Origin of the sequence: Pseudoalteromonas sp. KAN5, assembly GCF_022846535.1 — a bacterium.
Classification (GTDB): Bacteria; Pseudomonadota; Gammaproteobacteria; order Enterobacterales; family Alteromonadaceae; genus Pseudoalteromonas; species Pseudoalteromonas haloplanktis.
Map to the genome: position 1 here is coordinate 3,220,040 of NZ_AP025589.1, position 23,959 is coordinate 3,243,998.

Consider the following 23,959-nt stretch of genomic DNA (forward strand, 5'->3'; position numbering starts at 1 on the left):
TTCACTGATACGAATGGCAACACAACCCAAGTAACCACCACCGTCACCAGTGGCTTATGGGCTATTGATAATGTTGATTTAACCGGCCTTACTGATGGTCAAATCACCGCAACCGCGTCAATTAACGATGTTGCAGAAAACCCAGCCTCGGCAACACTCTCTGTTAATAAAGACACCGTCGCCACAATCACCGTAAACGTGATTGATACCGACCAAGTGATTAATAACGCTGAGCAAAGTGCCGTGGATTTATCGGGCGCTGTAAGCGGTATTGAAGAAGGCCAAACCGTGACTATCACCGTCACTGATAGCCAAAACCGCAGCCTTGAATTTACCACCACCGTTGTCAATGGTGCCTGGGCATTGGCTAATCTTGATTTAACTGTGTTTGCTCAAGGTGAATTAACCGTTACCGCAACCAGCACCGATGTGGCTGGCAACCCAGCAACAAACACCACAACGGTGGTAAAAGATACCCAAGCAAGCCTCACTATCAGTGTCGATGATGGCGGCGATAACTCAATCAATGCCCGCGAAGTCACTGCGGTGCTGGTCAATGGTACAGCCACTAATATTGAAGATGGTCAAACAGTGACCATCTTCATCACCGATGTAAATGGCGTTAATCAGCAATACACCACCACGATTACTAATGGCACGTGGAGCTTAGGTGAATTAGATTTATCAACCTTTGCTGAAGGTGAGCTGAGCTTTACTGTCAGCGGCAGCGATGCAGCAGGTAATCCTGCTGATGCTGACACGCAAACATTTAAAGACACGTTATCCACTATTTCGATGCAAATACAAACCAATGGCGACGGTATTTTAAATGTTGATGAAGTTAACCCAGCTACGTTTGGTGGGGTTGCCAATGACATTGAAGACGGCCAACCGGTTGAAATTATTGTCCGTGATGAAGCCGGTAACCGTTTGATCTTTAGTGCGATAGTACAAAATGGCTTCTTCATCATTGAAGATGGCGATTTATCAAGTTTATTAGATGGCGACTTAACCTTTACTGCAACCAGTATTGACAGCTTTGGTAACCCTGCGATTGCCACCAACACAATAACGAAAGACACTCTACCACCAGCAATAACGGTGGAAATAGATACCGTGCAAGATGACACTATCAATGCCGCCGAAGCACCAAGGGTTCGCATTAGCGGCACCACTGATGCTGAAAATGGTCAGATAGTTACTGTCGTCGTGACTGATTCTCAAGGCACAGCAATTGAATTAACAGCTGTCGTTGAGAACGGTGAATGGCTCATTGAAAACTTTGACTCTCGATTCCTCATAGATGGTGATATTACTGCAACTGCAAGTGTCGAAAACCGCGCAGGAAACAGCAATCAAGCTACAGATACTGCACAAAAAGACGTAGCAGCAAGGATCACAATCGAGCTAAGTGATACAGATCTTGCAGATCAAGTGATCAATGAAAATGAAGTCACCAGCAATAATAGCTTCTCTGGCACCGTGACTGATATCGAAGATGGTCAAACAGTGACTCTATATTTTGTTGATCGAAACGGTAACACAGCAACGGCTACCACCACTGTAACTGCTGGAGCTTGGCGGATTGATAACGTTGATTTAAGTAATTTAGTTGACGGTAAAATTCAAGTACAAGCTGACGTTGCAGATCAAGCCGAAAATCCAGCCTCAAATACACTTTTATTTAATAAAGATACCCTTGCAATCATAGCTGCAACCACGCTTGATTTAGACGGCGTAATAAATGCAAACGAGCAAAATAGTGTCGATTTAGGTGGAGCTGTACTGGGGATTCAAAATGGCCAAATGGTCACTGTTACCGTTACTGATGGCAACACTGTGCAAACCTTTACAACCACAGTAGTCGATGGCTATTGGGCAGTTGAAAATGTTGATTTTTCAGACTTTGCTGAAGGTAATATAGACATAACAGCAACTGCACAAGATATTGCTGGTAACAATGCCACCGATACCACCACGATTATAAAAGACACTCAGGCAAGCATTACTATTGCGGTCGATACCAATGAAGACTTTACAGATAATGTAATTAACGCCGCCGAAGCACCCGCAACTCGTATTTTTGGTACTGTTAATAATGTCGAAGACGGACGCTTAGTTACCATTACTATTACTGATGAAAACGGTAAAGAGCTTACTTTCACAACCACTGTTACTGCGGGTCTTTGGGAAATAACGCAAGACCTAACAGGCCTAGTTGATGGTGAATTAAGTTATAGTGCAACTGTAACTGATGCCGCAGGAAACTCTGCGGCAGCAAGCACAACCTCTGGTAAAGATACGCTTGCAGATATTACGGTTGAAATTGTATCAGGTGAAGACAACTACCTGATAGCTAATGAATTAGGCCAGTTAGTTTTACGCGGTAATGTTAGCAATATTGAAGTAGGTCAACTCGTTACCTTGAGCTTAACTGGGGCTAACGGTGAAACCTTAACCGTGTCAGCCCAAGTTCAAAATGACTTAAGCTACACCACCAGCGTCGACTTATCAGGTTGGTCTGATGGGAATATCAGTGTTACAGCAGCTGCAACAGACTTAGCAGGCAATGATGTTAGTAATAGCGATGATGCAATTATTGATACCACAGTTAGCATTGATATAGATACCGGCACAGGCTTTGATTTAGAAGCATTCAGAGCCGGTGAACTAACATCAATGTCCGGCACAACAGACGCAGAAATTGGTCAGCTTGTAACCATTGCAATTTATGATGGTGGGCAAACACTTTATTTCACCGGCAGTGTAACAAATACGGGAAATTGGGTTGTCAATAACATCAATGTTACAACACTAAATCAAGCAAGTGCTTGGGAACTAACAGCTACAGTGACCGATCTTGCAGGCAACACAGCCACCGATGACATGCCTACATTAGATGCTATTCAGACACAGGAGTTATACGAATACTTCCTGGATGTCACCGATTCAACAACGGATACCAGTGCACTAAATATAGATAACGCCGAGCTTAGCTTTGCTGCAATCCAGGAAGCATTGAGTGAGTTAACATATGAAGGCGGTAATACTGTTCGAGTTGAGGTCTCAGCTGATGGCCAATCACTTAACGTGATACGCGAAGATGGTAATAATAGTATTGCAATGACAATCGCATTAATTCCAAATGCTGTAAAAGTAACGCAATTTTTATCATTCGACCAACCGATTACCAATACGCTAAAAACAGCGGTAATGATTGAAGCCCTGCAAAATGATAGTGATGGTACATCCGAACTGGTGATTCTACCGACTTACATCACCATAAATGATACACCTCCTTTTGCTCGTGATGACAGTTTCAGTGTAGTAGAAGATCAGGTGAGTAATGGTACAGTTTTAGGTAATGACTTCACTATAGAAGGACCACTTACTGTTACACAAATAGTAATAGCAGGTGAAACTTACACTATAACTCAAGATACTCCAGCTACGGTTACACTCAAATATGGCGTTTTAGTTGTAAATAGCACAGGTGTTTGGCAATTTACCGCGAGTGATAATTTAAACCACAAAATACCGCAACAATTTAGCTTTGATTATACGATCACGGACAAGGATGGCAGTTTAGATACGGCAACAGCAACCATTAAAGTTACAGATGGTGAGGCTGGTTACATGGTTGATAATAATCTAAACCTCACTGAACCTGACTATGATCAAACTTATAACGATACTATAAACTTTACTATTTTTTCTGGCTCAGATACGTTGCTAGCTGATTCTATCGCATTTAATAGTGCAACATTGGCTCGCTTAAACGCACTAGACCTCACAAGTGATGACAATGAAATCATATTCACTCTATCTGAAGATGGTAAAACCCTAATAGGAACAGCGGGTGAAAACACCATAATTAATATCACGCTATCTGCAATTAATGAGGGCGACGACTTACTGGCCACAGCGCTTTATCAACAGCAAGGACCTTTAGATCATACTATTTCAGAGCAGTTACAATTAGTTTTTACAGTCACAGCACAAGATTTAGACGGCACAGAAATAGCAGCAGGTGATGCATCAATTACTATTTTTGACGGTAACGATCCGCAATTTGCAGGCATCACCAGTGTTACTTTAGATGAGCGTAACTTATCTCAAGGCATTCAAGTTGCTACGGGCCAATTATCAACCTTAATTGGCTCAGATAGTATTGTGGATGTATCGTTTTCACCAAGCTTTGAGCAACCGTTGCTCACCAGTAACAATGTGACCATTAGTTACTTTATCAGCGCTGACGGTAAAACAATTATAGGCCATACTGATGATAGTAATGATCCTGTTTTTAAGGTTGAGCTGACAGGCACATTCAATGCTGAAACCGACTCTCTTGCACAAGATTATGTTGTTACCTTATATCGTGCGCTTGACCAAGATATTACAGATGCAATTAACTTAAAAGTACAGATGATTGACTTTGACGGTGATGAAGTAACCGCAAATTTAGACATCACAGTGATAGATGACGACAGCATTGACGGTGATACGCCTATTCTCAATGTGAGTGAAATACCTAAAGATGGTAGTAGCTTTAATAATAGCGATGAAGGTGAAATAACGATCACCGCCGGTAACGACCCAGTTATTGATATTAATTTCCAATTTAATAGTGGCGATGCGGTAGTCGATAGTCAAGGCAACGCCTTAACCCAAAACGGTCAAGCCATCACTTGGGTCAACTTAGGCAATGGCATGGCTCAAGGGCAACTATCAGATGGCACAGTTATATTTGAAACCAGTTTACCAACTAATTTCAACTTAGCTGCAGGTCAAACATCCAGTGCAACCATTAGCTTCAATTTATTTGGTGGAATTGACCATCTAAATGAGCAAGAGACTCAACTAAGCTTAATTGTACCTGTTGCCATTATCGATGCTGATAACAGTAGCATTATTAACGAAATCATCGTCAATGTGGACGATGGTTTAGCACCTGAGATTGTGACACCTGGTACCCCTGATACTATCGTCGACGAATTTGATTTAAACAATAACGACAGTATTACAATTCACGGAAAATATACTTTATCTCAAGGTAGCGATGAAATCGTTGCCGTGGCATTAGCTGATGGCTTTAGCCTCGATGGAATCACAAAAGGTGGACAAACCGTAACCTTATCAGATACAGCAACGGATAGTGGTTGGTACATTGCAAGAGCAACAGATAGTAGTGAAGTATTTAGAATCCGCTTTTTAACTGACGGCACATATCAGTATAAGCAAAGCCAAGCACTTGATCATGCAACTGGGGATGGCACTAATCAGTTAGATATACTCTTTGAAATTCAAGCTATTGATGCTGATGGTGATAAATCTTCAGCACAAAACCTAACCGTTTCAATTAAAGATGATATACCTGTTGCTGTTGATACTGAACTAACCTTCTCAGAAGGAGACAGCCTAACGGCTGACCTACTCGATGGTATTAAACAAGGCGCTGATGGTGCCCAGATCACACAAATCACTTACCTAAATGTCAACTATCAAGCTGGTGATACCATTATACTGCGTAGTGGCGACCAAGAGTATGGTTCGATTACGATAAATGCTGATGGTAGTGTTTCGATTACGACCAGCCCATTTATAGCTGATACCAACATCTATGAAGATTCTTTACGATACCAGGTAACCGATGCTGATGGGGATGTAGTTACAAACACTCTTAACTTACACGTTCAAGACAGCGAAGGTAAAATTGTATTTTATAAACCCGAAGGTGACGAAGATGGCAATATTATTGTTGAACTAGCAGCTTACCCAGGTGACTTAGATAGCGGTGACGAAATCACTGAGATTAAGATAAGTGTTGATTCGCTTAATGGCGGAACGTTAATTTTACAGGGCCCTGGAGGCGCCCCAATCAGCTTACCTATTGAAAATGGTTTTGTGGTATTTAGAGGCGACAACCTACGCGTTTTACAGGAAGAAACGACTCTACCTACAGGCTCTACAGTGCCAGCAGGAACCACACTGCCTGCAGGTATTTTAATCTTCATCCCAGCAGAAAACACCTCTGATGCCATAAACGAACAACAAGTCACCCTAAATGTTGATGTTATTATCACCGATGATGATGCGGGCTCTCGAACAATTTCCAGTGAGATCCCTGTAACCATAAATTCAGTGGCAGATACACCTTTGTGGGATGAAAGCTCAGATTTCTATTACCTTGGCGAAGAAGATGGTGCTCCATTAGCTCTCAACCTAGTGGCTAATTTACAAGATACTGATGGCTCAGAAGTCCTTACTTTCCGTATTGAAAATATTGAATCGGGCTTGATCCTCAAAGTTAACGGTACAGTTGTTAATAATGGTGACATTCTAAGCGCAAGTGAAATAGCAAACCTAACTGCTGAAGGCACAGAAAACCTAGCAGGCTCGTTTACCTTTGATGTAACCGCCATTGCCACGGAGCAAGATAATCAAGATGTAGCAGAACAAGATGCGCAAACGATTACTGTTGATTTGCAGCCTGTAGCTGATGTTCCTGAGTTAATCGTTGCTAATGTGCGTAGTAATGAAGATGAAGCGATTAATGCAAATCAATTTGTCACCGGGCAACTGACTGATACCGATGGTTCAGAAAGTTTGTTTTATGAATTCACTGTACCAACAGGCTGGTCTATGACTGCGCTTAATGGCGCTACAATCACAGATTTAGGAAATCGCACATACAGTGCAAGTAGTGCCGATATCATCGCAGGCAATATTCAACTTATCCCACTTGAAGATATCAGCTCTTTCTCTGATACCTTTACAGTTTCAGTGGTCGCGGTGTCTTATGAATCAATCGTTGATGGCGTGGCAATTAAACTAGGAGCTGAGTCTGCACGCAGTGAAGAAAAAACACTCACTGTAACAGTAAAAGGAGTGATTGACCCACCCACTGTAGATACAGGGGCAAACTGGGCTTATGACGATGACTTAGCCTTGCTTACTAACGCCGTTGAATTTGATGAAGATGACTTAATTGCACTCGACTTCCTTGTAAAGACCTCAGATGACGATGGCTCTGAAGTAATTAACTTACTGATTGCCAACCTTCCTGATGGCGTTACTATCGTAGATAGTAATGGTGATCCTGTTGCCCTTGAAGTTATCCGCGCTGAAAATGGTAAACCTGTGTTTGAAGTTTCTGCCGAGCAATTACAAACTCTGTACTTAAAACCACAAGGTGATTTTAGTGGCACAGGTATTAATTTTAATATTTACACAGTAACTACAGAGCCTGATGGTGATTCTGGTGAGTACTCAATGGAAGTAGATATCACCCTCACGCCGATTCTTGACTCTAATGAATCTAACCTAGCCACCAGCTCATCAGGTACTGAAGATCAAGCCGCGGTATTGAATGTTAATCCAATAACACCCGATGCTGATAGCAGTGAAGTCATTATTGGCGCGGTCATCACAGGGTTACCAGCAGGTGTAAAACTGCTACTTGATGGTGCAGAAATTGAATTTACTGGTTCTCTTGATTTAGATACTTTAGCAAATGGAGATCTAGCTGGTTTCTTAGCCAGTGGTCGCTTAGCCATATTACCACCACAAGATGCCTCTGGTGAATATGTAATCAATATCACTTATACCGTAATTGATACTTCAGATAATGGTAATACAACACCTGTAGAAATAGCCACAACTAGTACAGTTACAATTGCTCCTGACTTCGACAAAAATATTGAAGTCGATGGTAATAGAAGTGAATTAGTAGCCACATCAAACGATATATTAGTTAGTAACACTGGTCGCTTAGATTTAACGGGTGCTATTACCTTTAATGAAGCCGATATTGATGGCTCAGAAACCATCGATTATATCGTGCTAATTCTTCCTGAAGGTGAAGGTTTTTATGTTGACTACCCAGGCGCTCTTCCTGATGGAGATGGTCGTTGGATAATACCAGTCACTGCGGGCACGACTGCATCTAGTGTTGATGTTGTAGATATTCTAAGTGGTGTTACTCTTGTTAGTGACAATGCAACTGATGGTGCAATAGAAGTAACTGTGGCTGCAAAAGTCACAGATTTAACGGATAACGATGCCATTTTTGGCACTTTACAAGTAGAGTTCACTCAAGGTGCTACTGACTCCGTCGCGGGTCCTGTAAATCAGATCCAAAATACTGTTGTGGATGCCATTGAAGATGGTGTAATAGATTTTAATGGTCACTTTACTGATAATTTCACATCAGATAATAATGATGAAATCAGTATTAGAATTTTAGCTTCTGACTTACCAGCAGGTACGACAATTAGTGGCGCTGGCGTAGAAGTTATTCATAACGCAAGTGGCCAAGCTGTGTATGAATATGTATTTCCAGCAAGTGCATTAGACGGCATTAGCATTTCAACCCCTGGCAATAACTTCGCCGGAATCTTAGATATTCCTATCCGTGTTATAGCGGTTGACCCTGTCAGTGGTGATACGGTGATAGATGATAGTCAAATTATTTCTATTGATGTAACCCCAGATGTTGATGGCATCATAGCCACAGTGACAACCAATGAAATTGAAGAAGATACCTCGCAACCTTTAGGTATTGCCCTAGCCTTTGCTGATAGCGACCTTTCAGCAACAAGCGGAGGTGTAGAAAATGTACTCATTGATCACAATGATCCGAGTAACAACCTAACAATCACACTATTGGATGGTGGCACATTAAACGATCCTTCCGGTATGTTTGAGCTAATTGAAGGTACTGATAATAGTTATGTATTTACAGGCACATCAGCAACAGAACTGACAAGTGCACTTGCTGGAGTGAGCGTTACTCCACCCCTTAACTTATCTGGCTCGAACATCGTAAGGCTTGAGATATCAGGCCAAGTAACAGATACAGCTACTATTTCAACAGGAACAATTACTGATACAGATAGCTTTACCACAACCTTAACATTAGATGTAAAACCAGTTACAGATTATGCAACACTAACTGTTATTAACATCTTAGGTGATGAAGATAGCGCAATCAGCTTAAATGGCATCAGAGCAGAGCTATTTGATACTGATGGTTCAGAAGTCATGTACGTTAGTATTTCCGGCGTACCTAACGGGGCTATCCTTGCTATAAATAATGGTGATGGGACCTACACAACCTTAGCAAATAATGGTACTGATGGTGGCGACTTTAAAGGCTTAGAAACCTATAACTGGAGTGTAACATCTGAGCAACTAGCTAGTGGTAATGTAGTAATTATTCCACCTGAAGATTTTAATGGCGATATCCCGCTGACGTTAAAAGCGATAACCAAAGATCAAGACCCAGGTGGATATTTAACCACAACGGCTGAATTTACTGTGGGAGTTCGTCCTATTGGTGATGGTGTTGACCTCATTCGAGCGCCAGATACATCCTATAACGCAAATGAAGACGATACCGTTAATATTCATCTCGCTGCGATTAGTGAAGATAGTAACAATGACGAACAGATTCAATTAACAGTAAAAATAGCAGCAACCTCTGATGCCACAGCTCTCATAGGCTTAGAAGGCGGCTTTATTGATGTTAATGGACAGCGCGTAAACTTTACTAGCGACGGCGCTGGTGGCTTTATTGCAACCATGGTCGTTGCGAGTAATCAAGTACAAGGATTTGACTTTAATGCCGGCACTCTTGCTTGGGGTAACCTCGACATGCAGGTCGATATTGCCAGTATAGATACAGCTACAGTGCTAGGTAATCAAATGTCAGACATTAGCGAGGTCATAACATCTGAGTTTACTGTTACGCTAGAACCTCAGGTCGATGCTCCTATTTGGCAACAAGACCCTCAAGATATCAATGCCCAAGAAGGCGATACTATCGTACTTAATCTTGATGTTGATTTGCAAAACTCAACAACACAAGAATCGGGTTATATTGAAATAAGTGGTTACCCAAGTAATGTTACATTTAGTGCAGGTAGCCAAAATGGCAATGTATGGAAAGTAGAGCTTGATCAACTTGATGGCTTAGAAGTTTTAGGCACACAAAACAATGATAACTTTACTTTAGTTATTACGCCTTATGCCGAGTTAAATGGTGAAACTCAAGTTGGCCAGATACAAGATATCGCCGTTTTAATATCAAGTAATAACCAAACTGGTAACAACACAGAACTGATGTCTGAGTTAACAATCGGACAGTTGCAATTAATCTTAGATAAGCAAACTTATGCAAATCATGATATTAGTAGAGACAACAGTGAATCATTTAGTGGCAGTGCCGATAACTTTGAGCATGAGCTACTACGCATAATGGATAGTGTGGATTCAATCGAACCATGAAAATGAATATTAATCAGCAACAAATCATTACTTTGGTACGCTGTGCAAATGAGTTATTTGCACAGCGATGTAATGACGATCAAGTTCTAGATGGATTGCCTGACCTTGCAATAACTCATAATCACATTGAACGCGCTTTACTCAATGGCAACATCAATGCAGCTCAGCAAAATGTTCAGCTAAGTAAAATGCAGTTTCCTGCTTTAGTTGTCGATAATAACGGCGATCTTTACTTACTGAATAAACAAGATCAACAATTGCAACTGCTATACACGAATGCTGAAGAGCCCATAAAGGAATTAACGAGTTTACAGGGTCAATTGAGTTGGTTTATCAGTGTTCACGAAGTGATAGATAAACGCTCAACTTCAATCCACAGTAAAATTCCAAGTTGGCTAAAACCCGTTATTGATGAGGTAAAACCTTTTTACGGTTCATTATTATTAGGTTCGTTTACAGTAAACCTACTCGCCGTAGTGATCCCGTTATTCACAATGAATGTATATGACAGAGTCGTGCCAAATGCCGCAACCGATACCTTATGGGTACTTGCTTTTGGTGCTTTTTTAGCTATTTCATTTGACTGGTTTTTAAAACAAGCCCGTACTCAGCTTACTGATACGGCGGGCCAGCAGATTGATTTAAAGGTATCTAGCACCCTATTTAGCAAAGTGATTGGTATGCGCTTAGAGCATCGACCTGAATCAGCTGGCGCTTATGCAAAACAAGTACAAGATTTTGATAGTGTTAGGGAGTTCCTTACATCGGCAACATTGGTATCAGCTATAGACTTACCATTTACAATTATGTTTTTGGCATTAATAGCCTGGTTAGGTGGGTTAATCGTGTTGATCCCTATCACCACAATGTTGTTAATAGTATTAATTGGTGCATTCTTACAAGGTAGATTAACCCATAGCGTTGAAGAAGCCGCAAAGCTCAGCACCCAGCGCCAAGCCTATTTAATTGAATACTTAAACCAAATTGTAGAGCTAAAGCAAAGCCGTAGTGAGCAAAAAGCACAGCGAACATGGGAGCAAACCATGGCGCAGTTATCTCTTTGGCAAAATAAATCTCGTCACAGTGCCAATACCCTAAGCCACTCTGTTGCCACTTTACAACAAGTTACTACTATCGGTTTAATCGTCGCGGGCGTTTACCTCATACAAGCTGGAGAAGTGAGTATGGGCGCATTAATCGCCATGGTGATGATAAGCGGCCGAGCTGGTGGCGCAGTGAGTCAAATAGCCAGTTTATTACTCAAGTATAAGCAGACAGAGTCTGCAATAGACTCTGTCAAAGCAGTACTTGAACTGCCACAAGAAAATCAACAAAGTGTGCTAAATAATTACAGCGATATTAGCGGTAACATTCGCGTTAAACAGCTAACTTTTAATTACCCAGAGCAACAACTTGCGGTATTGAAAAATATTAGCTTGAGTATAGAAAAAGGCGAAAAAATAGGTATTTTTGGCGTTGCGGGCTCAGGTAAATCGTCGCTACTGGCTTTACTTGCTGGTCAATATGAAGCGACACGCGGACAAATTTTTTACGACGATATTGAAATAAAACAATGGTCACTGAAAACAATTCGCCGAAATACCGGATGGATGGCACAAAATCCACAGCTTTTTTATGGCAGTTTATTAGAAAACATCACTGTAGGTGCACAGAATATCGACCCTAATGAGCTTGCCAGAGCCATTAAATTAGCGGGTATTCACCACTTTATGGAACGATTAGAGTCAGGTCTTGAAAGCCAAGTAGGAGAATTTGGCCGCTGCTTATCAGGTGGGCAACGCCAAGCTGTAATGTTAGCAAGAGCATTATTACAGCGCCCTAAACTATTATTACTTGATGAACCCACCAGCGCGATGGATGAAATCAGCGAACGCCACATAATAAGCAGCTTAAAAAGTATCGATGATACCACGATGATCATTGCCAGCCATAAAGCCGCAGTGCTGGCTATGTGCGATAAAATAATCGTACTCGAAAATGGAGAACTACGAGACATACAAACGCCGCAACAATTATTTAGTGGCAGTAATCGTCGTTTGCGCGCTATCAAAGTGACACAAAAAGGAGATTCGCAATGAGTCAACTACAAGTGTCGCAATTAGCAGCCGCGCGCCAAGCACAAAAATTAATAGCTATTGTATTTTTAGTCCTAATTACAATGATTATATGGGCAACATTTGCCACTCTTGATGAAGTCATCGTAGGAGAAGGAAACGTAGTACCAGCGCAAACAGTACAAACCGTAGAAAATCTCGATGGTGGTATTTTAAAACAAGTCTTGGTTCAAGAAGGTGAACTAGTTCAACAAGGACAACCTGTATTACTCCTTGATGATACACGTTTTGCTGCAGCATTTGCCGAATCTAATCAAGAACGAGATGCCTTAATAGCGAAACAATTACGCTTAAAAGCAGAGCTAGAAACCATCGTCATAGATCGTAATACCGTCACCGGAGTTGCAATTACTGAGGTCAATTTAGCTGCAAGCGATGTTCCTACCCATATTGCAAACAGTGCACGTAATAGCTACCGAGCACGTTTATCGCAACTGCGTTCTTTGCTACAGCAAAGCCAGCAAATGATTTTGCAACAAAGCCAAGCTATTATTGAACAACAAGCCAATATTGATTCATTAAAACAACGCCTAGAATTGATTTCTCGTGAAGTAAAATTAACTTCTGAAGGCGTTGATGATGGCGCAGTAGCTGAAATGGAACTAGTTAAACTACAGCGTGAAGAAGTCATGCTCTCGGGAGAAGTTAATCGCGCCAATGCGCTATTACAGCAACTTATGGCGGCTAAGGAACAAGGCAAAGAAGAGCGTACGTCAGTTGCCCTTGACTATATTGCCAACGCCCAAAATGAATTAGATGAAGTTACCAATAACTTAGCTAAAATTAGAGAAAGTAGTAAAGCATTAGAAGACAGATTAATAAAAACCCAGATTAAATCGCCGCTAACTGGCACTGTAAAAAATATCGCCTCACGCTCAGTAGGAGGAGTTATTGAGCCAGGCCAAGTCATTATGGAAATAGTGCCTTTGGACGACAAACTTATTGTCGAAACCAAAATAGCACCTAAAGATATTGGTTTTATTCGCCAAGGTATGCCTGCCATGGTGAAGTTTAGCGCTTATGACTTTGTAATCTACGGCGGACTAAAAGGGGAAGTTATCTATGTGAGTCCTGACGCCTCACAGCTTGAAGATGGCACCACCTATTACGAAGCACATATAAAAACCGATGGGAATATATTGGCTCAACAACCAATAATACCCGGCATGCAAGCCAGTGTAGATATTTTGACTGGTAAAAAAACCGTTTTACAGTATTGGTTAAAGCCGCTTTTGCGTGCTAAAGCCAATGCCATGAGAGAACCATAAAAAGGACACGGAATGCGTATTTTAGCTATACTCCCATTAATTGCATTGAGTGGTACTGCTCATGCATTAACACTCGAACAGTCAGTTGCTGAAGCACTCAACAAAAATCCGCGCTTATTACAAAAATATGCGCACTTTGAGGCAAAATATCGTGATAAACGCACCGCGTTTAGCGAATATTTACCACAAATTAGGCTTTATGCTGCTTATGGCTACGAAAATGTCACCAATAACAGCGGTAACGCCGTTGATACAGAGATGGATCGCCGCGAATTGGGCCTAAAAATCTCACAAATGCTGTTTGATGGCTTTAAAACTTCATCTGATGTAGCACGACTTGATTATGAAATGCGTGCAGATCAGCAAAGCTTAGTGTCAGAAGCAGAAAACATTGGCCTGGAAGTAAGCCAAGTATATTTAGATCTGATCAAAGCCCAAGAAATAGTTAAATTACAACAAAAAAATGTGGTCGATCACCAAAATATATTAAAAGATATTCAAAGTCGAAAGTCCAAAGGACTTAGTAGCGATGCCGATGTTGCTCAAGTACAAGCTCGCTTAACGACCGCACAATCAGGCTTATTAGCAGCAAAAAATAATCAATTCGATTTAGAGGCTAATTACTATGATCTAGTAGGTAGTTATCCTGATAATCTAATGATCCCAAAGCCTGATGCCAATTATTTACCTACGGATTTAAAACAAGCAATTGACTTGGCAGTTACTTCACACCCTGAGGTAAGCGCTGCTAATTTAGATATCAATGCCGCCAGTAAACAAATAGAGCGCGATAAAAGTGGTTATTGGCCTAAACTAGCTCTTGAGCTTGATGTGAATGATAACGAAAATATTGGTGGCTTTGAGGGCCCAGATGATGACGCGCGTATCATGCTGACCATGAGTTATGATCTCTATAATGGCGGTCGCACTAATGCTAAAACAGAAGCCTCAAAATGGCGCTATCAAGAAGCCACCGCTGTACGCGATAACACTCTTCGACAAGTTACAGAAGGCACTAAGTTAGCTTGGAATGCCTATACTTTTGTAGGCGAGCAAAAAAACTTCTACCAACAAAATGTCGATTTTGCCAGCCAAGCACAGCAAGGCTACGATAAACAATTTGATTTAGGGCGACGCTCACTATTAGATGTTCTGGATTCTAAGATTGAACTATTTGTTGCTCGTCGTAACTACCTAAATGCCGCATTTGATGAACGTAAAGCTAGCTATCGTTTGATTAATGCAACAGGAAAGCTGGTGGAAGCACTGCGTGTTGATACACCAGAAGCATGGCGTTTAGAAGACGATAAGGAATAATCATCATGAAAAATTTATTATTAATTGTAACTATTTTAGGCCTTAGCGGCTGCGCCTCAGATGCTGTTCTATACGCCCCACAAGAACAATCACGGGATCTATATGATAGCGATGTCGATGGTGTAATTAATGCCCGTGACAATTGCGCACAAACGCAAGATCAAGCAATTACTGATAACGACGGCTGCCCAACAGCAACAAACATTCCACAAGCTGATATACGTGTTATTGATTTTGGTTTTGATAAAGATACATTAACGCCGCAAGAGCAAGTTAAAGTGATCGAACTTGCCGAAGAAATGAAGCAATATACGCAAACTCAGTTATATTTAATTGGTGATACCAGTATTGAAGGCACTGATGAATACAATCGTAAGCTTGCTCAACGTCGTATTAAAACGGTCACAGATATACTTATTGCGAATGGCGTAAGTAGCAGTCGCTTGCAAACAGAAACCTATGAATACCCTATTCATATGCCGAAAAACCTTGCAGGTCGTGATACTCGCCTGATTGCTGTATTAAGTCTTCCAGATTCAACAGGCTACAAAAAACAGTGGCAGCTTTACGGTAATTAAAAGCCATAAAAACCTTAGCCGCCTTGGCTAAGGTTTTTTTATGCCAATAGCGTTCAATACCGAATATGGCCAGCATAAACAACACATTCTTTTATAGTCATAATGAAATTCAACACAGAGATCATTATGAATAAATTTAAAATCTTTCACCAATTGCATAACGACATATTACTATTACCAAATGCATGGGATCCTCTCAGCGCTCTGCTATTAGAACAAGCAGGTTTTGCAGCAATAGCCACAACCAGTTGGGGAATGGCGCAAGCTCGTGGCCAACAAGATGGTGAGCAATGCTCATTTGCAGAATTTTTAAATCAACTAAAACCAATTGTAAATGCGGTTAGTATCCCTATTTCTGTCGATATTGAATCGGGGTACAGTAATGATATAAACACCATTTGTCAGCATGTTTTAGCCGTCGCAAAATTAGGGGCTGTGGGTATAAATATAGAAGATTCTGATAAAAAAACGGGCAAATTACGCACTCAAAAACAGCAAATAGCTATCCTATCTGCCATTAAAGAAACTCTAAATAAGCACGGATTTTCGCAATTATTTATAAATGCACGAACAGACTGTTTCCTGCAAACAGCTAAAATAGGCCCAACAATAACCAGATCTTTAGCATACCAAGCGGCCGGCATTGATGGAGTATTCATCCCTGGATTAACTGATTCAGCAGCAATAAAACAACTAAAAACTGCGTTAAGTGTGCCACTAAATATAATGGCTGATGATTTAGCAACCGATTCAAATAGCTTATTTACTCAAGGCGTGCAGCGCTTTTCGCTGGGAAATAGCTTATTTGATGCGACAAAACACTTTATTTTAACGGCCAGTTGTACCTTTAATAACGCTAAAAATTGCGATCATTTATTCCAGTGATAGTTTTTCAACGCAAAATAGATAACGTAAAGATCAAAATTAGTGACGGAAATACCAACATATCTGAAAATTGATCTAACAGAGCCCAAATTGTTATCCACAATTTGGGCTTTTTTTATGCATTTTTAATAAAGTGATCCGTTTTAAACATACTACTTATTAAATAAAACCACCAACAAAGTACAAAAAAACTACAAACAAGTCTTTTATTGCTGTTTATTTTCTACTTACCCTCTATTTTTAGCTCATTTCTAACTTTCTCAAAATTTACTTTTCACAATAATGATCCTTATCAACAGTCGATCTATCCACATAATGATCGCCATTTATAAAATCATAAACAATCTTATAATTGATCATCTATAAAAAGAAAGATCAATTACTTAGCATAAAAAAATAACTAAAAATAAATACTTGATGTTATTTCCCCACTTTTTATCAACAGCTTGATCAGATGATTACATATTGGAATAAGTTATTTAACATTATAAATATCAGACACTTAAAATAATAAAAGGGAAAACAACAACATTTGTACCTAAAAAACTTATACATAAAGTATGTTCAGGGCTTTACTGCTGAATAAACTCAGTTATTATAAGCGCACTAATAACCCATTGTGTGATCAGCTCAAGAATGACCTCAGTCAATATCATTATAGGTAGCCAAATGGGATCTGCGGAATACGTAGGTGAACAACTTGCAGAGCAGTTAATTTCCCAAGGGATCGCGACAGAAGTCCATGATCAACCTAACTTTTTTGAAATAAATCAAGAAAATACAACTTGGTTACTTTGTACCTCAACTTATGGCGCTGGGGATTACCCTGAAAACCTTTTAGCTTTTGTAGAAGACATTAATCAAGTTAATGATTTAAAAGGCTTAAAGTTCTCAGTGATCGGCTTAGGAGATACAAGTTACGATACTTACAACCTTGCAGGCCGTAACCTTGAGCAACTGTTACTTAGCAAAGGTGCCAGCTGTGTAGCAGAACGTTTAGAGTTAAATATTCTTGATGAACAACTGCCCGAAGACACTGCACTAGCCTGGTTACCTAGTTGGATCGAAAAAATACGTGCATAGAATCAAGTTAACAACTTAGATCCACCAGAAAAGTTACCCACAATTTACTGACTATTTAGATCTAATTGTGGATAAACTATGATCTAACTGCGATTTAAAGGTATCTTATCCATTGGATAAGATCTGATCCAATACCCCCTGTGTATAAAGAGCCTTTTTGATCAGAGCTTATATTCAGTTAGATCTGATCATATCAACACCTTTAGATCCGATCTAACTTAATGTTTTAATAAGTAAATTAAGCCTTATCAACAGAAATAGTGTTCAGTAGTAGTAATAGAAATAAAAGATCTCTTTAAAAGATCCTTTATATTATTAGAGATCATTTACTTAGATCTTGCTGATAGTTTAATCATTTATCTTCTGACAATTTATAGGTAGAATACGCTCCCCCTTGGAAGTTTGCTGGTTGATTTAAGTAGGATCCCGAAATGATTTTTCACGAAAATTTTGATGTTATTGTTGTTGGTGGTGGACATGCAGGTACAGAAGCTGCGTTAGCTGCTGCACGTATGGGTATGAATACCCTACTGCTGACTCATAATATGGATACCCTTGGTCAAATGTCATGTAATCCAGCAATTGGTGGCATTGGCAAAGGTCACTTGGTCAAAGAAATTGATGCACTAGGCGGCGCAATGGCACAAGCGATCGATAAAGGTGGCATCCAGTTTCGAACTTTAAATTCTTCGAAAGGCCCTGCTGTTCGTGCAACTCGCGCGCAAGCTGATCGCGCATTATATAAAGCTGCTATCCAAGATATTTTACAACACCAAGAAAACTTAAAGATCTTTCAACAATCATGTGATGATCTGATCGTTGAAAACAATAAAGTTACCGGTGTAGTAACCCAAATGGGCCTACGTTTTAGTGCTCCATCAGTTGTATTGACTGTAGGTACTTTCCTCGGTGGACAGATCCATATTGGTTTAGAAAACTTTAAAGGTGGTCGTGCGGGTGATCCACCTTCAATTGCCTTAGCAAAGCGTTTACGTGAATTACCATTTCGTGTTGATCGCTTAAAAACAGGCACGCCACCACGAATTGATGCACGCACTGTCGATTTTACTAAAATGCAGGAACAACCTGGTGATGCGCCAACCCCTGTATTTTCATTCATGGGTAAACAAACAGATCACCCACAACAGATCCCATGTTATATCACTTATACTAATGAAAAAACCCATGAGGTGATCCGTAATAACTTACACCGTTCACCAATGTATTCAGGTGTAATTGAAGGAATTGGCCCGCGCTACTGCCCTTCTATTGAAGATAAAATTGTTCGTTTTGCTGATAAAGATAAGCACCAAATTTTTGTTGAGCCAGAAGGTTTAACCTCTTATGAGCTATACCCTAATGGTATATCAACAAGCTTACCATTTGATGTACAACTTGAAATTGTACAGTCGATCACCGGTTTTGAAAATGCCCATATTTGTCGCCCAGGCTACGCTATTGAGTATGATTTCTTCGATCCACGAGATCTTAAAAAGTCATTAGAAACTAAATTTATTGACGGTTTATTCTTTGCGGGTCAAATAAATGGTACTACAGGCTATGAAGAAGCCGGTGCGCAAGGTCTGATTGCAGGTATGAATGCAGCATTACAAGTACAAGGTAAAGAATCTTGGACACCACGCCGTGATGAAGCTTATGTAGGCGTATTGATTGATGACTTAACAACACTCGGTACTAAAGAACCATACCGTATGTTTACTAGCCGTGCTGAATACCGCTTATTGTTACGTGAAGATAATGCTGATATCCGTTTAACAGCTAAAGGTCGTGAGTTAGGCTTGGTTAATGACGAGCGCTGGCAGGCATTTAATGAAAAAATGGATATTATAGCGAAAGAATCACAACGTATTAAAGATGTTTGGATCCATAAAGATCATGCCGTTATTGATCAAGTAAATAGCTTACTAAAAACGCCATTAACCCGTGAAGCAAGTTTAGAAGAGTTATTACGTCGTCCTGAGATCCGCTATAACGATCTTATGGCGATCGAAGGTTTAGGAGCAGAGTTTGATCACGCCGCTGCATTAGAACAAGTTGAGATCCATACAAAATACGCGGGTTATATTGCACGTCAGCAAGATGAGATCAATAAACAACTTCGTCATGAGTTAACTGTGCTACCTAAAGATTATGATTATTCGGTTGTTTCAGGTTTATCAAATGAAGTTGTAGCTAAGTTAACAGCTGCTCGTCCTGATACAATAGGCCAAGCATCGCGCATTTCTGGTATCACGCCTGCGGCTATTTCGCTATTATTAGTGTATCTAAAGAAGCAAGGTTTACTGCGTAAAATTGCGTAGTCATTAAGGAATATTGTGTTACAGCAACAATTAACTACTTTGTTAGCGCAAACTGATATTGCGCTAACCGAAAAACAACAGCAACAACTTGTTCAATATGTTGAGTTACTTAATAAATGGAACAAAGCTTATAATTTAACCTCAGTACGTTTACCTGAGGATATGATGATTAAACACATCATGGATAGCTTGGTTGTTGCTCCTCACCTACCCGGTCATCATTATATTGATGTTGGCACAGGTCCTGGTCTTCCGGGTATCGTTTTGGCCATTGCTTTACCTGATACACAATTTATTCTATTAGATAGTTTAGGTAAGCGAGTTCGTTTTTTAATGCAGGTTAAACACGAACTTGGCCTTAAAAATGTAACCCCAGTGCAGTCTAGAGTTGAAGATTATCAACCAAGTGTTAAATTAGATGGTGTTTTAAGTCGCGCATTTGCCTCTTTACAAGATATGGTTGACTGGTGTTCACACTTGATTGATCATTCAGGTAAATTTATTGCTTTAAAAGGCGTGTTTCCAAGTGAAGAGCTAGACTCATTACCTTCGGGTATCAAATTTGAGCAAAAAATTTCCTTGGAAGTACCAGAGTTAGATGCGCAAAGGCATTTAATTATTCTATCTAAAGACTAGGGATCAGAAACACTGTGGCAAAAGTCATCGCAATAGCAAACCAAAAAGGTGGTGTGGGTAAAACCACCACTGCGGTAAATCTCGCAGCTTCAATGGCCGCAACCAAACGCAAAGTGCTACTGATTGATCTTGATCCACAAGGCAATGCGACTATGGGTAGTGGCGTTGATAAATACGGTGATGTAGCAACAATTTATGATTTATTAATCGAAGATAAACCGATTGATGATGTTGTTTGTAAAGAAACCTCAGGTGAATATCATTTAATTGCCGCTAACGGTGATGTAACCGCTGCTGAAGTCAAGTTGATGGAGCTGTATGCGCGTGAAGTACGTTTGCGCAATGCCTTGGAAAAAATATCTGATCAGTACGAGTTTATTTTCATTGATTGTCCTCCATCGTTGAATATGTTGACAGTTAATGCGATGGCGGCCGCTGATTCTATTTTAGTGCCTATGCAATGTGAGTATTACGCTTTAGAAGGCTTAACCGCATTAATGGACACCATTACCCAATTAGCTAAGTTAGTTAATCCAAAACTACAAATTGAAGGGATTTTACGTACTATGTATGATCCACGTAATCGTTTGGCTAATGATGTATCTGAACAACTTAAACAGCATTTTGGCGATAAAGTATACCGCACTGTGATCCCACGTAATGTCCGTTTAGCTGAAGCGCCCAGTTTTGGTGCACCTGCTATGTATTATGACCGGGCATCAAGTGGTGCTAAAGCGTATTTAGCATTAGCCGGTGAAATGTTACGCAGAAAAGAAAAAATATCCCCAATCGTCGCCTAACTTGAGGTAAAAAGAACATGTCTGCTAAAAAACGTGGCTTAGGCCGAGGACTCGATGCTTTATTAAGTTCGTCAAAACCAGCACCGAGTATCGACAAAGAACAACTCAATACGAGTGAGCAGGATGTTATTGTTCAGCCTACTAGTAGTGAGTTACAAAAGCTACCAATTGAATTCTTACATTCAGGCAAATATCAGCCACGCAAAGACATGTCAGAAGAAGCGCTTGAAGAACTTGCTAGTTCAATTCGTTCGCAAGGCATTATTCAACCTATCGTAGTGCGCCCTGTTGCGCAGGATAGTTATGAAATTATCGCTGGTGAGCGTCGCTGGCGCGCTGCACAACTAGCCAAACTTGATGTTGTACCATGTATAATCAAAGATGTACCAGATGAAGCAGCTGTGGCTATCGCACTGATTGAGAATATTCAGCGTGAAGATTTAAATGCCATGGAAGAAGCCGTTGCGTTACATCGTTTATTAACTGAATTTGAATTAACTCATCAACAAGTAGCGGATGCGGTTGGCAAATCTCGTACCACTGTCACCAATTTATTACGACTAAATAATCTTAATGATGATGTTAAAATTTTGTTGGAACATGGTGACATTGAAATGGGCCATGCACGTTGTTTATTAGCCCTTGAAGGTGAAGCGCAATCTGATGCCGCCCGACTTGCTGTAGCGAAAGCACTCACAGTACGTGAAACGGAAAAACTCGTTCGTTCAATCTTAGAGCCTGCCCCTAAAAAAGAAACTGTTAAAAAAGATCCAGATGTCATACAGTTAGAGTTGAAATTAGCTGAAAATCTCGGGGCTAAAGTAGAAATTAACTACAATAAAAAAGGCAAAGGGAATTTGGTTATTTCCTATACTAATTTAGAAGAGTTAGATGGCATTTTAAGCCGTATAAATGCCGAAAGTTTAGAGCATTAATAAATATCATGTCCAAAAAGAGACATTCGTCGCAAATTTGCACCACAATACACCGACTCAAGTTGCAAAACTGGCAGGAATCAGTATAATTTCGCCAGTTTTCATGCCCTGACAAATAGAACGCCAATAAGGTTAACTAAAAGTGACAAATAAGTTAGCAGCGCCTTATCGATTGGCTGCATTAAAATTAATCTATTTGCAAGGTAGTGTAGCCCTAGTTGCTGCCATAATCGTTTTTATCGGTTGGGGAGTAAGTGCCGGTCTCTCAGCATTAGCTGGAGGCGCTGTAGCCGTACTTCCTCACTGTGTATTTGCCATCTATGCATTCAGATATATGGGTGCAAGCAGAGCAGATCAAGCGTATGCCTCGTTAAAACGTGGTAACGGACTAAAATTTATGCTGACAATCGTATTGTTTGCGTTAGTACTAAAGCATTTTCCGGTAATTTTATTACCTTTCTTTAGTTGTTATGTACTCGCGTTATTTACTGGATTGTTTGCGCCCGTTTTTTTTAAACATTAACTTTTGGGATATAACATGGCTGAAGAAGTGACTATATCAAGCCATATCCAGCACCACTTAACCAATGCTAAGATGTGCTCGACCGATACCGGTCTTGCCTTCAACAAAGCATGTGCGGACAGTGGCTTCTGGACATGGCATATAGATACCCTCGCATGGTCTATTGGACTAGGTCTAGTATTTTTATGGATCTTCCGTAGTGCCGCTAAAAAATCAACAATTGGTGTACCAGGAAAATTTCAATGCTTTATTGAAATGATCGTTGAGTTCGTTGGTGACAACGTACGCGATACCTTCCATGGCAAAAGCAAGTTAATTGCACCATTAGCATTAACAATATTCGTTTGGATATTCTTAATGAACTTAATGGATTTAATACCTGTTGACTTCTTACCTGCATTTGCTGGATTTGTTGGCGAAAACGCATTTGGTATGGATTCTCATGACGTATACATGAAAATCGTACCTACCACTGATATCAACTTAACCGCTGCTTTAGCATTAGGCGTGTTTATTTTGATGATCGGTTACTCAATTAAAATCAAGGGTATTACAGGTTTCATTGCTGAGCTTACACTTCACCCGTTTAGCTCAAACAACAAACTGGCGATGATTTTCTTAATCCCTTGTAACTTATTACTAGAACTAATTGCACTTGTGTCTAAGCCTTTTTCGTTAGCACTACGTTTGTTCGGTAACTTGTATGCTGGTGAGTTGATATTCATCTTGATCGGCGCAGTAGGTTTAATGCAACTACCGTTGCACTTTGTTTGGGCTGTATTCCACATCTTAGTTATCGTATTGCAAGCATTCGTATTTATGATGCTGACTATCGTATACCTAAGCATGGCGAGCTCAGATAATCACTAATTTATATATTTACAATTTTACTTTTAACTTTAATTTACAATTGAAACTTTGGAGAAAAAAATGGAACTAATGATCGGTCTTAAGTATATCGCTGTAGCTTTACTTATCGGTTTTGGTGCAATCGGCACTGCAATCGGCTTCGGTAACATGGGTGGTAAATTCCTAGAAGCATGTGCGCGTCAACCTGAGCTTGCACCTTCACTACAAGTTAAGATGTTCATCCTTGCTGGTCTTATCGATGCTGTTGCAATGATCGGTGTTGGTATCGCGATGGTAATCTTGTTCGTACTTTAATTTTATTTTTTGAACAGCTTACTATTT

General features: G+C 40.2%; 14 protein-coding genes (1 of these 14 only partly in view). All 14 read left to right on the forward strand.

Translation table 11 applies throughout. The features are described 5' to 3' along the window. Positions 1–10,287: the 3' portion of an Ig-like domain-containing protein gene (locus KAN5_RS14400; protein ID WP_244389978.1), read on the forward strand. Its footprint begins 14,745 nt before the window's first position; only the last 10,287 of its 25,032 coding nucleotides appear in the window; its start codon lies beyond the left edge, outside the window; the stop codon is at positions 10,285–10,287. After that, positions 10,284–12,386, forward strand: a complete 2,103-nt coding sequence (locus KAN5_RS14405; RefSeq protein ID WP_244389979.1) for a type I secretion system permease/ATPase — start codon at positions 10,284–10,286, stop codon at positions 12,384–12,386. Before KAN5_RS14400 ends, KAN5_RS14405 begins: the two co-directional genes overlap by 4 nt. Further along, entirely contained in the window at positions 12,383–13,690 is a 1,308-nt protein-coding gene (locus KAN5_RS14410) for an HlyD family type I secretion periplasmic adaptor subunit (protein WP_016710509.1), read from the forward strand. Before KAN5_RS14405 ends, KAN5_RS14410 begins: the two co-directional genes overlap by 4 nt. A gap of 12 nt (positions 13,691–13,702) precedes the next feature. Further along, positions 13,703–15,007: a TolC family outer membrane protein gene (locus tag KAN5_RS14415; RefSeq protein ID WP_016710508.1), complete on the forward strand. Its 1,305-nt coding sequence runs from the start codon at positions 13,703–13,705 to the stop codon at positions 15,005–15,007. 5 nt (positions 15,008–15,012) lie between these two features. Beyond that, positions 15,013–15,585, forward strand: a complete 573-nt coding sequence (locus KAN5_RS14420) for an OmpA family protein (RefSeq protein WP_138553992.1) — start codon at positions 15,013–15,015, stop codon at positions 15,583–15,585. 126 nt (positions 15,586–15,711) lie between these two features. Beyond that, positions 15,712–16,470, forward strand: coding sequence for an isocitrate lyase/phosphoenolpyruvate mutase family protein (locus KAN5_RS14425; protein WP_244389980.1), 759 nt, complete (start codon positions 15,712–15,714; stop codon positions 16,468–16,470). A gap of 636 nt (positions 16,471–17,106) precedes the next feature. Further along, a complete protein-coding gene (locus tag KAN5_RS14430) occupies positions 17,107–17,553 on the forward strand; it encodes a flavodoxin domain-containing protein (RefSeq protein WP_138553999.1) in 447 nt (148 codons plus the stop codon). Between the two features lie 431 nt (positions 17,554–17,984). Further along, positions 17,985–19,874, forward strand: coding sequence for a tRNA uridine-5-carboxymethylaminomethyl(34) synthesis enzyme MnmG (gene mnmG, locus KAN5_RS14435; RefSeq protein WP_244389981.1), 1,890 nt, complete (start codon positions 17,985–17,987; stop codon positions 19,872–19,874). Positions 19,875–19,889: 15 nt separating this feature from the next. Then, positions 19,890–20,510, forward strand: a complete 621-nt coding sequence (gene rsmG / locus KAN5_RS14440) for a 16S rRNA (guanine(527)-N(7))-methyltransferase RsmG (protein WP_016710502.1) — start codon at positions 19,890–19,892, stop codon at positions 20,508–20,510. Positions 20,511–20,524: 14 nt separating this feature from the next. Further along, positions 20,525–21,310 (forward strand): ParA family protein, encoded by a 786-nt coding sequence (locus tag KAN5_RS14445; RefSeq protein ID WP_016710501.1) that lies wholly within the window; start codon positions 20,525–20,527, stop codon positions 21,308–21,310. Positions 21,311–21,327: 17 nt separating this feature from the next. Then, a complete protein-coding gene (locus KAN5_RS14450) occupies positions 21,328–22,245 on the forward strand; it encodes a ParB/RepB/Spo0J family partition protein (protein ID WP_244389982.1) in 918 nt (305 codons plus the stop codon). Between the two features lie 142 nt (positions 22,246–22,387). Then, positions 22,388–22,768, forward strand: coding sequence for an ATP synthase subunit I (locus KAN5_RS14455; protein WP_138553995.1), 381 nt, complete (start codon positions 22,388–22,390; stop codon positions 22,766–22,768). Between the two features lie 15 nt (positions 22,769–22,783). Next, positions 22,784–23,638: a F0F1 ATP synthase subunit A gene (gene atpB / locus KAN5_RS14460; protein ID WP_016710498.1), complete on the forward strand. Its 855-nt coding sequence runs from the start codon at positions 22,784–22,786 to the stop codon at positions 23,636–23,638. A gap of 60 nt (positions 23,639–23,698) precedes the next feature. Further along, the gene (gene atpE, locus KAN5_RS14465) at positions 23,699–23,932 is read left to right on the forward strand and encodes a F0F1 ATP synthase subunit C (RefSeq protein ID WP_138683981.1); all 234 of its coding nucleotides are present in this window, start codon (positions 23,699–23,701) and stop codon (positions 23,930–23,932) included. Positions 23,933–23,959: the final 27 nt, after the last annotated feature.

Bases quoted from the DNA above. Each gene is read 5' to 3' on its own strand.
- KAN5_RS14405 (WP_244389979.1), top strand. From the start codon at position 10,284: ATGAAAATGAATATTAATCAGCAACAAATCATTACTTTGGTACGCTGT.
- KAN5_RS14410 (WP_016710509.1), top strand. From the start codon at position 12,383: ATGAGTCAACTACAAGTGTCGCAATTAGCAGCCGCGCGCCAAGCACAA.
- KAN5_RS14415 (WP_016710508.1), top strand. From the start codon at position 13,703: ATGCGTATTTTAGCTATACTCCCATTAATTGCATTGAGTGGTACTGCT.
- KAN5_RS14420 (WP_138553992.1), top strand. From the start codon at position 15,013: ATGAAAAATTTATTATTAATTGTAACTATTTTAGGCCTTAGCGGCTGC.
- KAN5_RS14425 (WP_244389980.1), top strand. From the start codon at position 15,712: ATGAATAAATTTAAAATCTTTCACCAATTGCATAACGACATATTACTA.
- KAN5_RS14430 (WP_138553999.1), top strand. From the start codon at position 17,107: ATGACCTCAGTCAATATCATTATAGGTAGCCAAATGGGATCTGCGGAA.
- mnmG (WP_244389981.1), top strand. From the start codon at position 17,985: ATGATTTTTCACGAAAATTTTGATGTTATTGTTGTTGGTGGTGGACAT.
- KAN5_RS14450 (WP_244389982.1), top strand. From the start codon at position 21,328: ATGTCTGCTAAAAAACGTGGCTTAGGCCGAGGACTCGATGCTTTATTA.
- atpB (WP_016710498.1), top strand. From the start codon at position 22,784: ATGGCTGAAGAAGTGACTATATCAAGCCATATCCAGCACCACTTAACC.
- atpE (WP_138683981.1), top strand. From the start codon at position 23,699: ATGGAACTAATGATCGGTCTTAAGTATATCGCTGTAGCTTTACTTATC.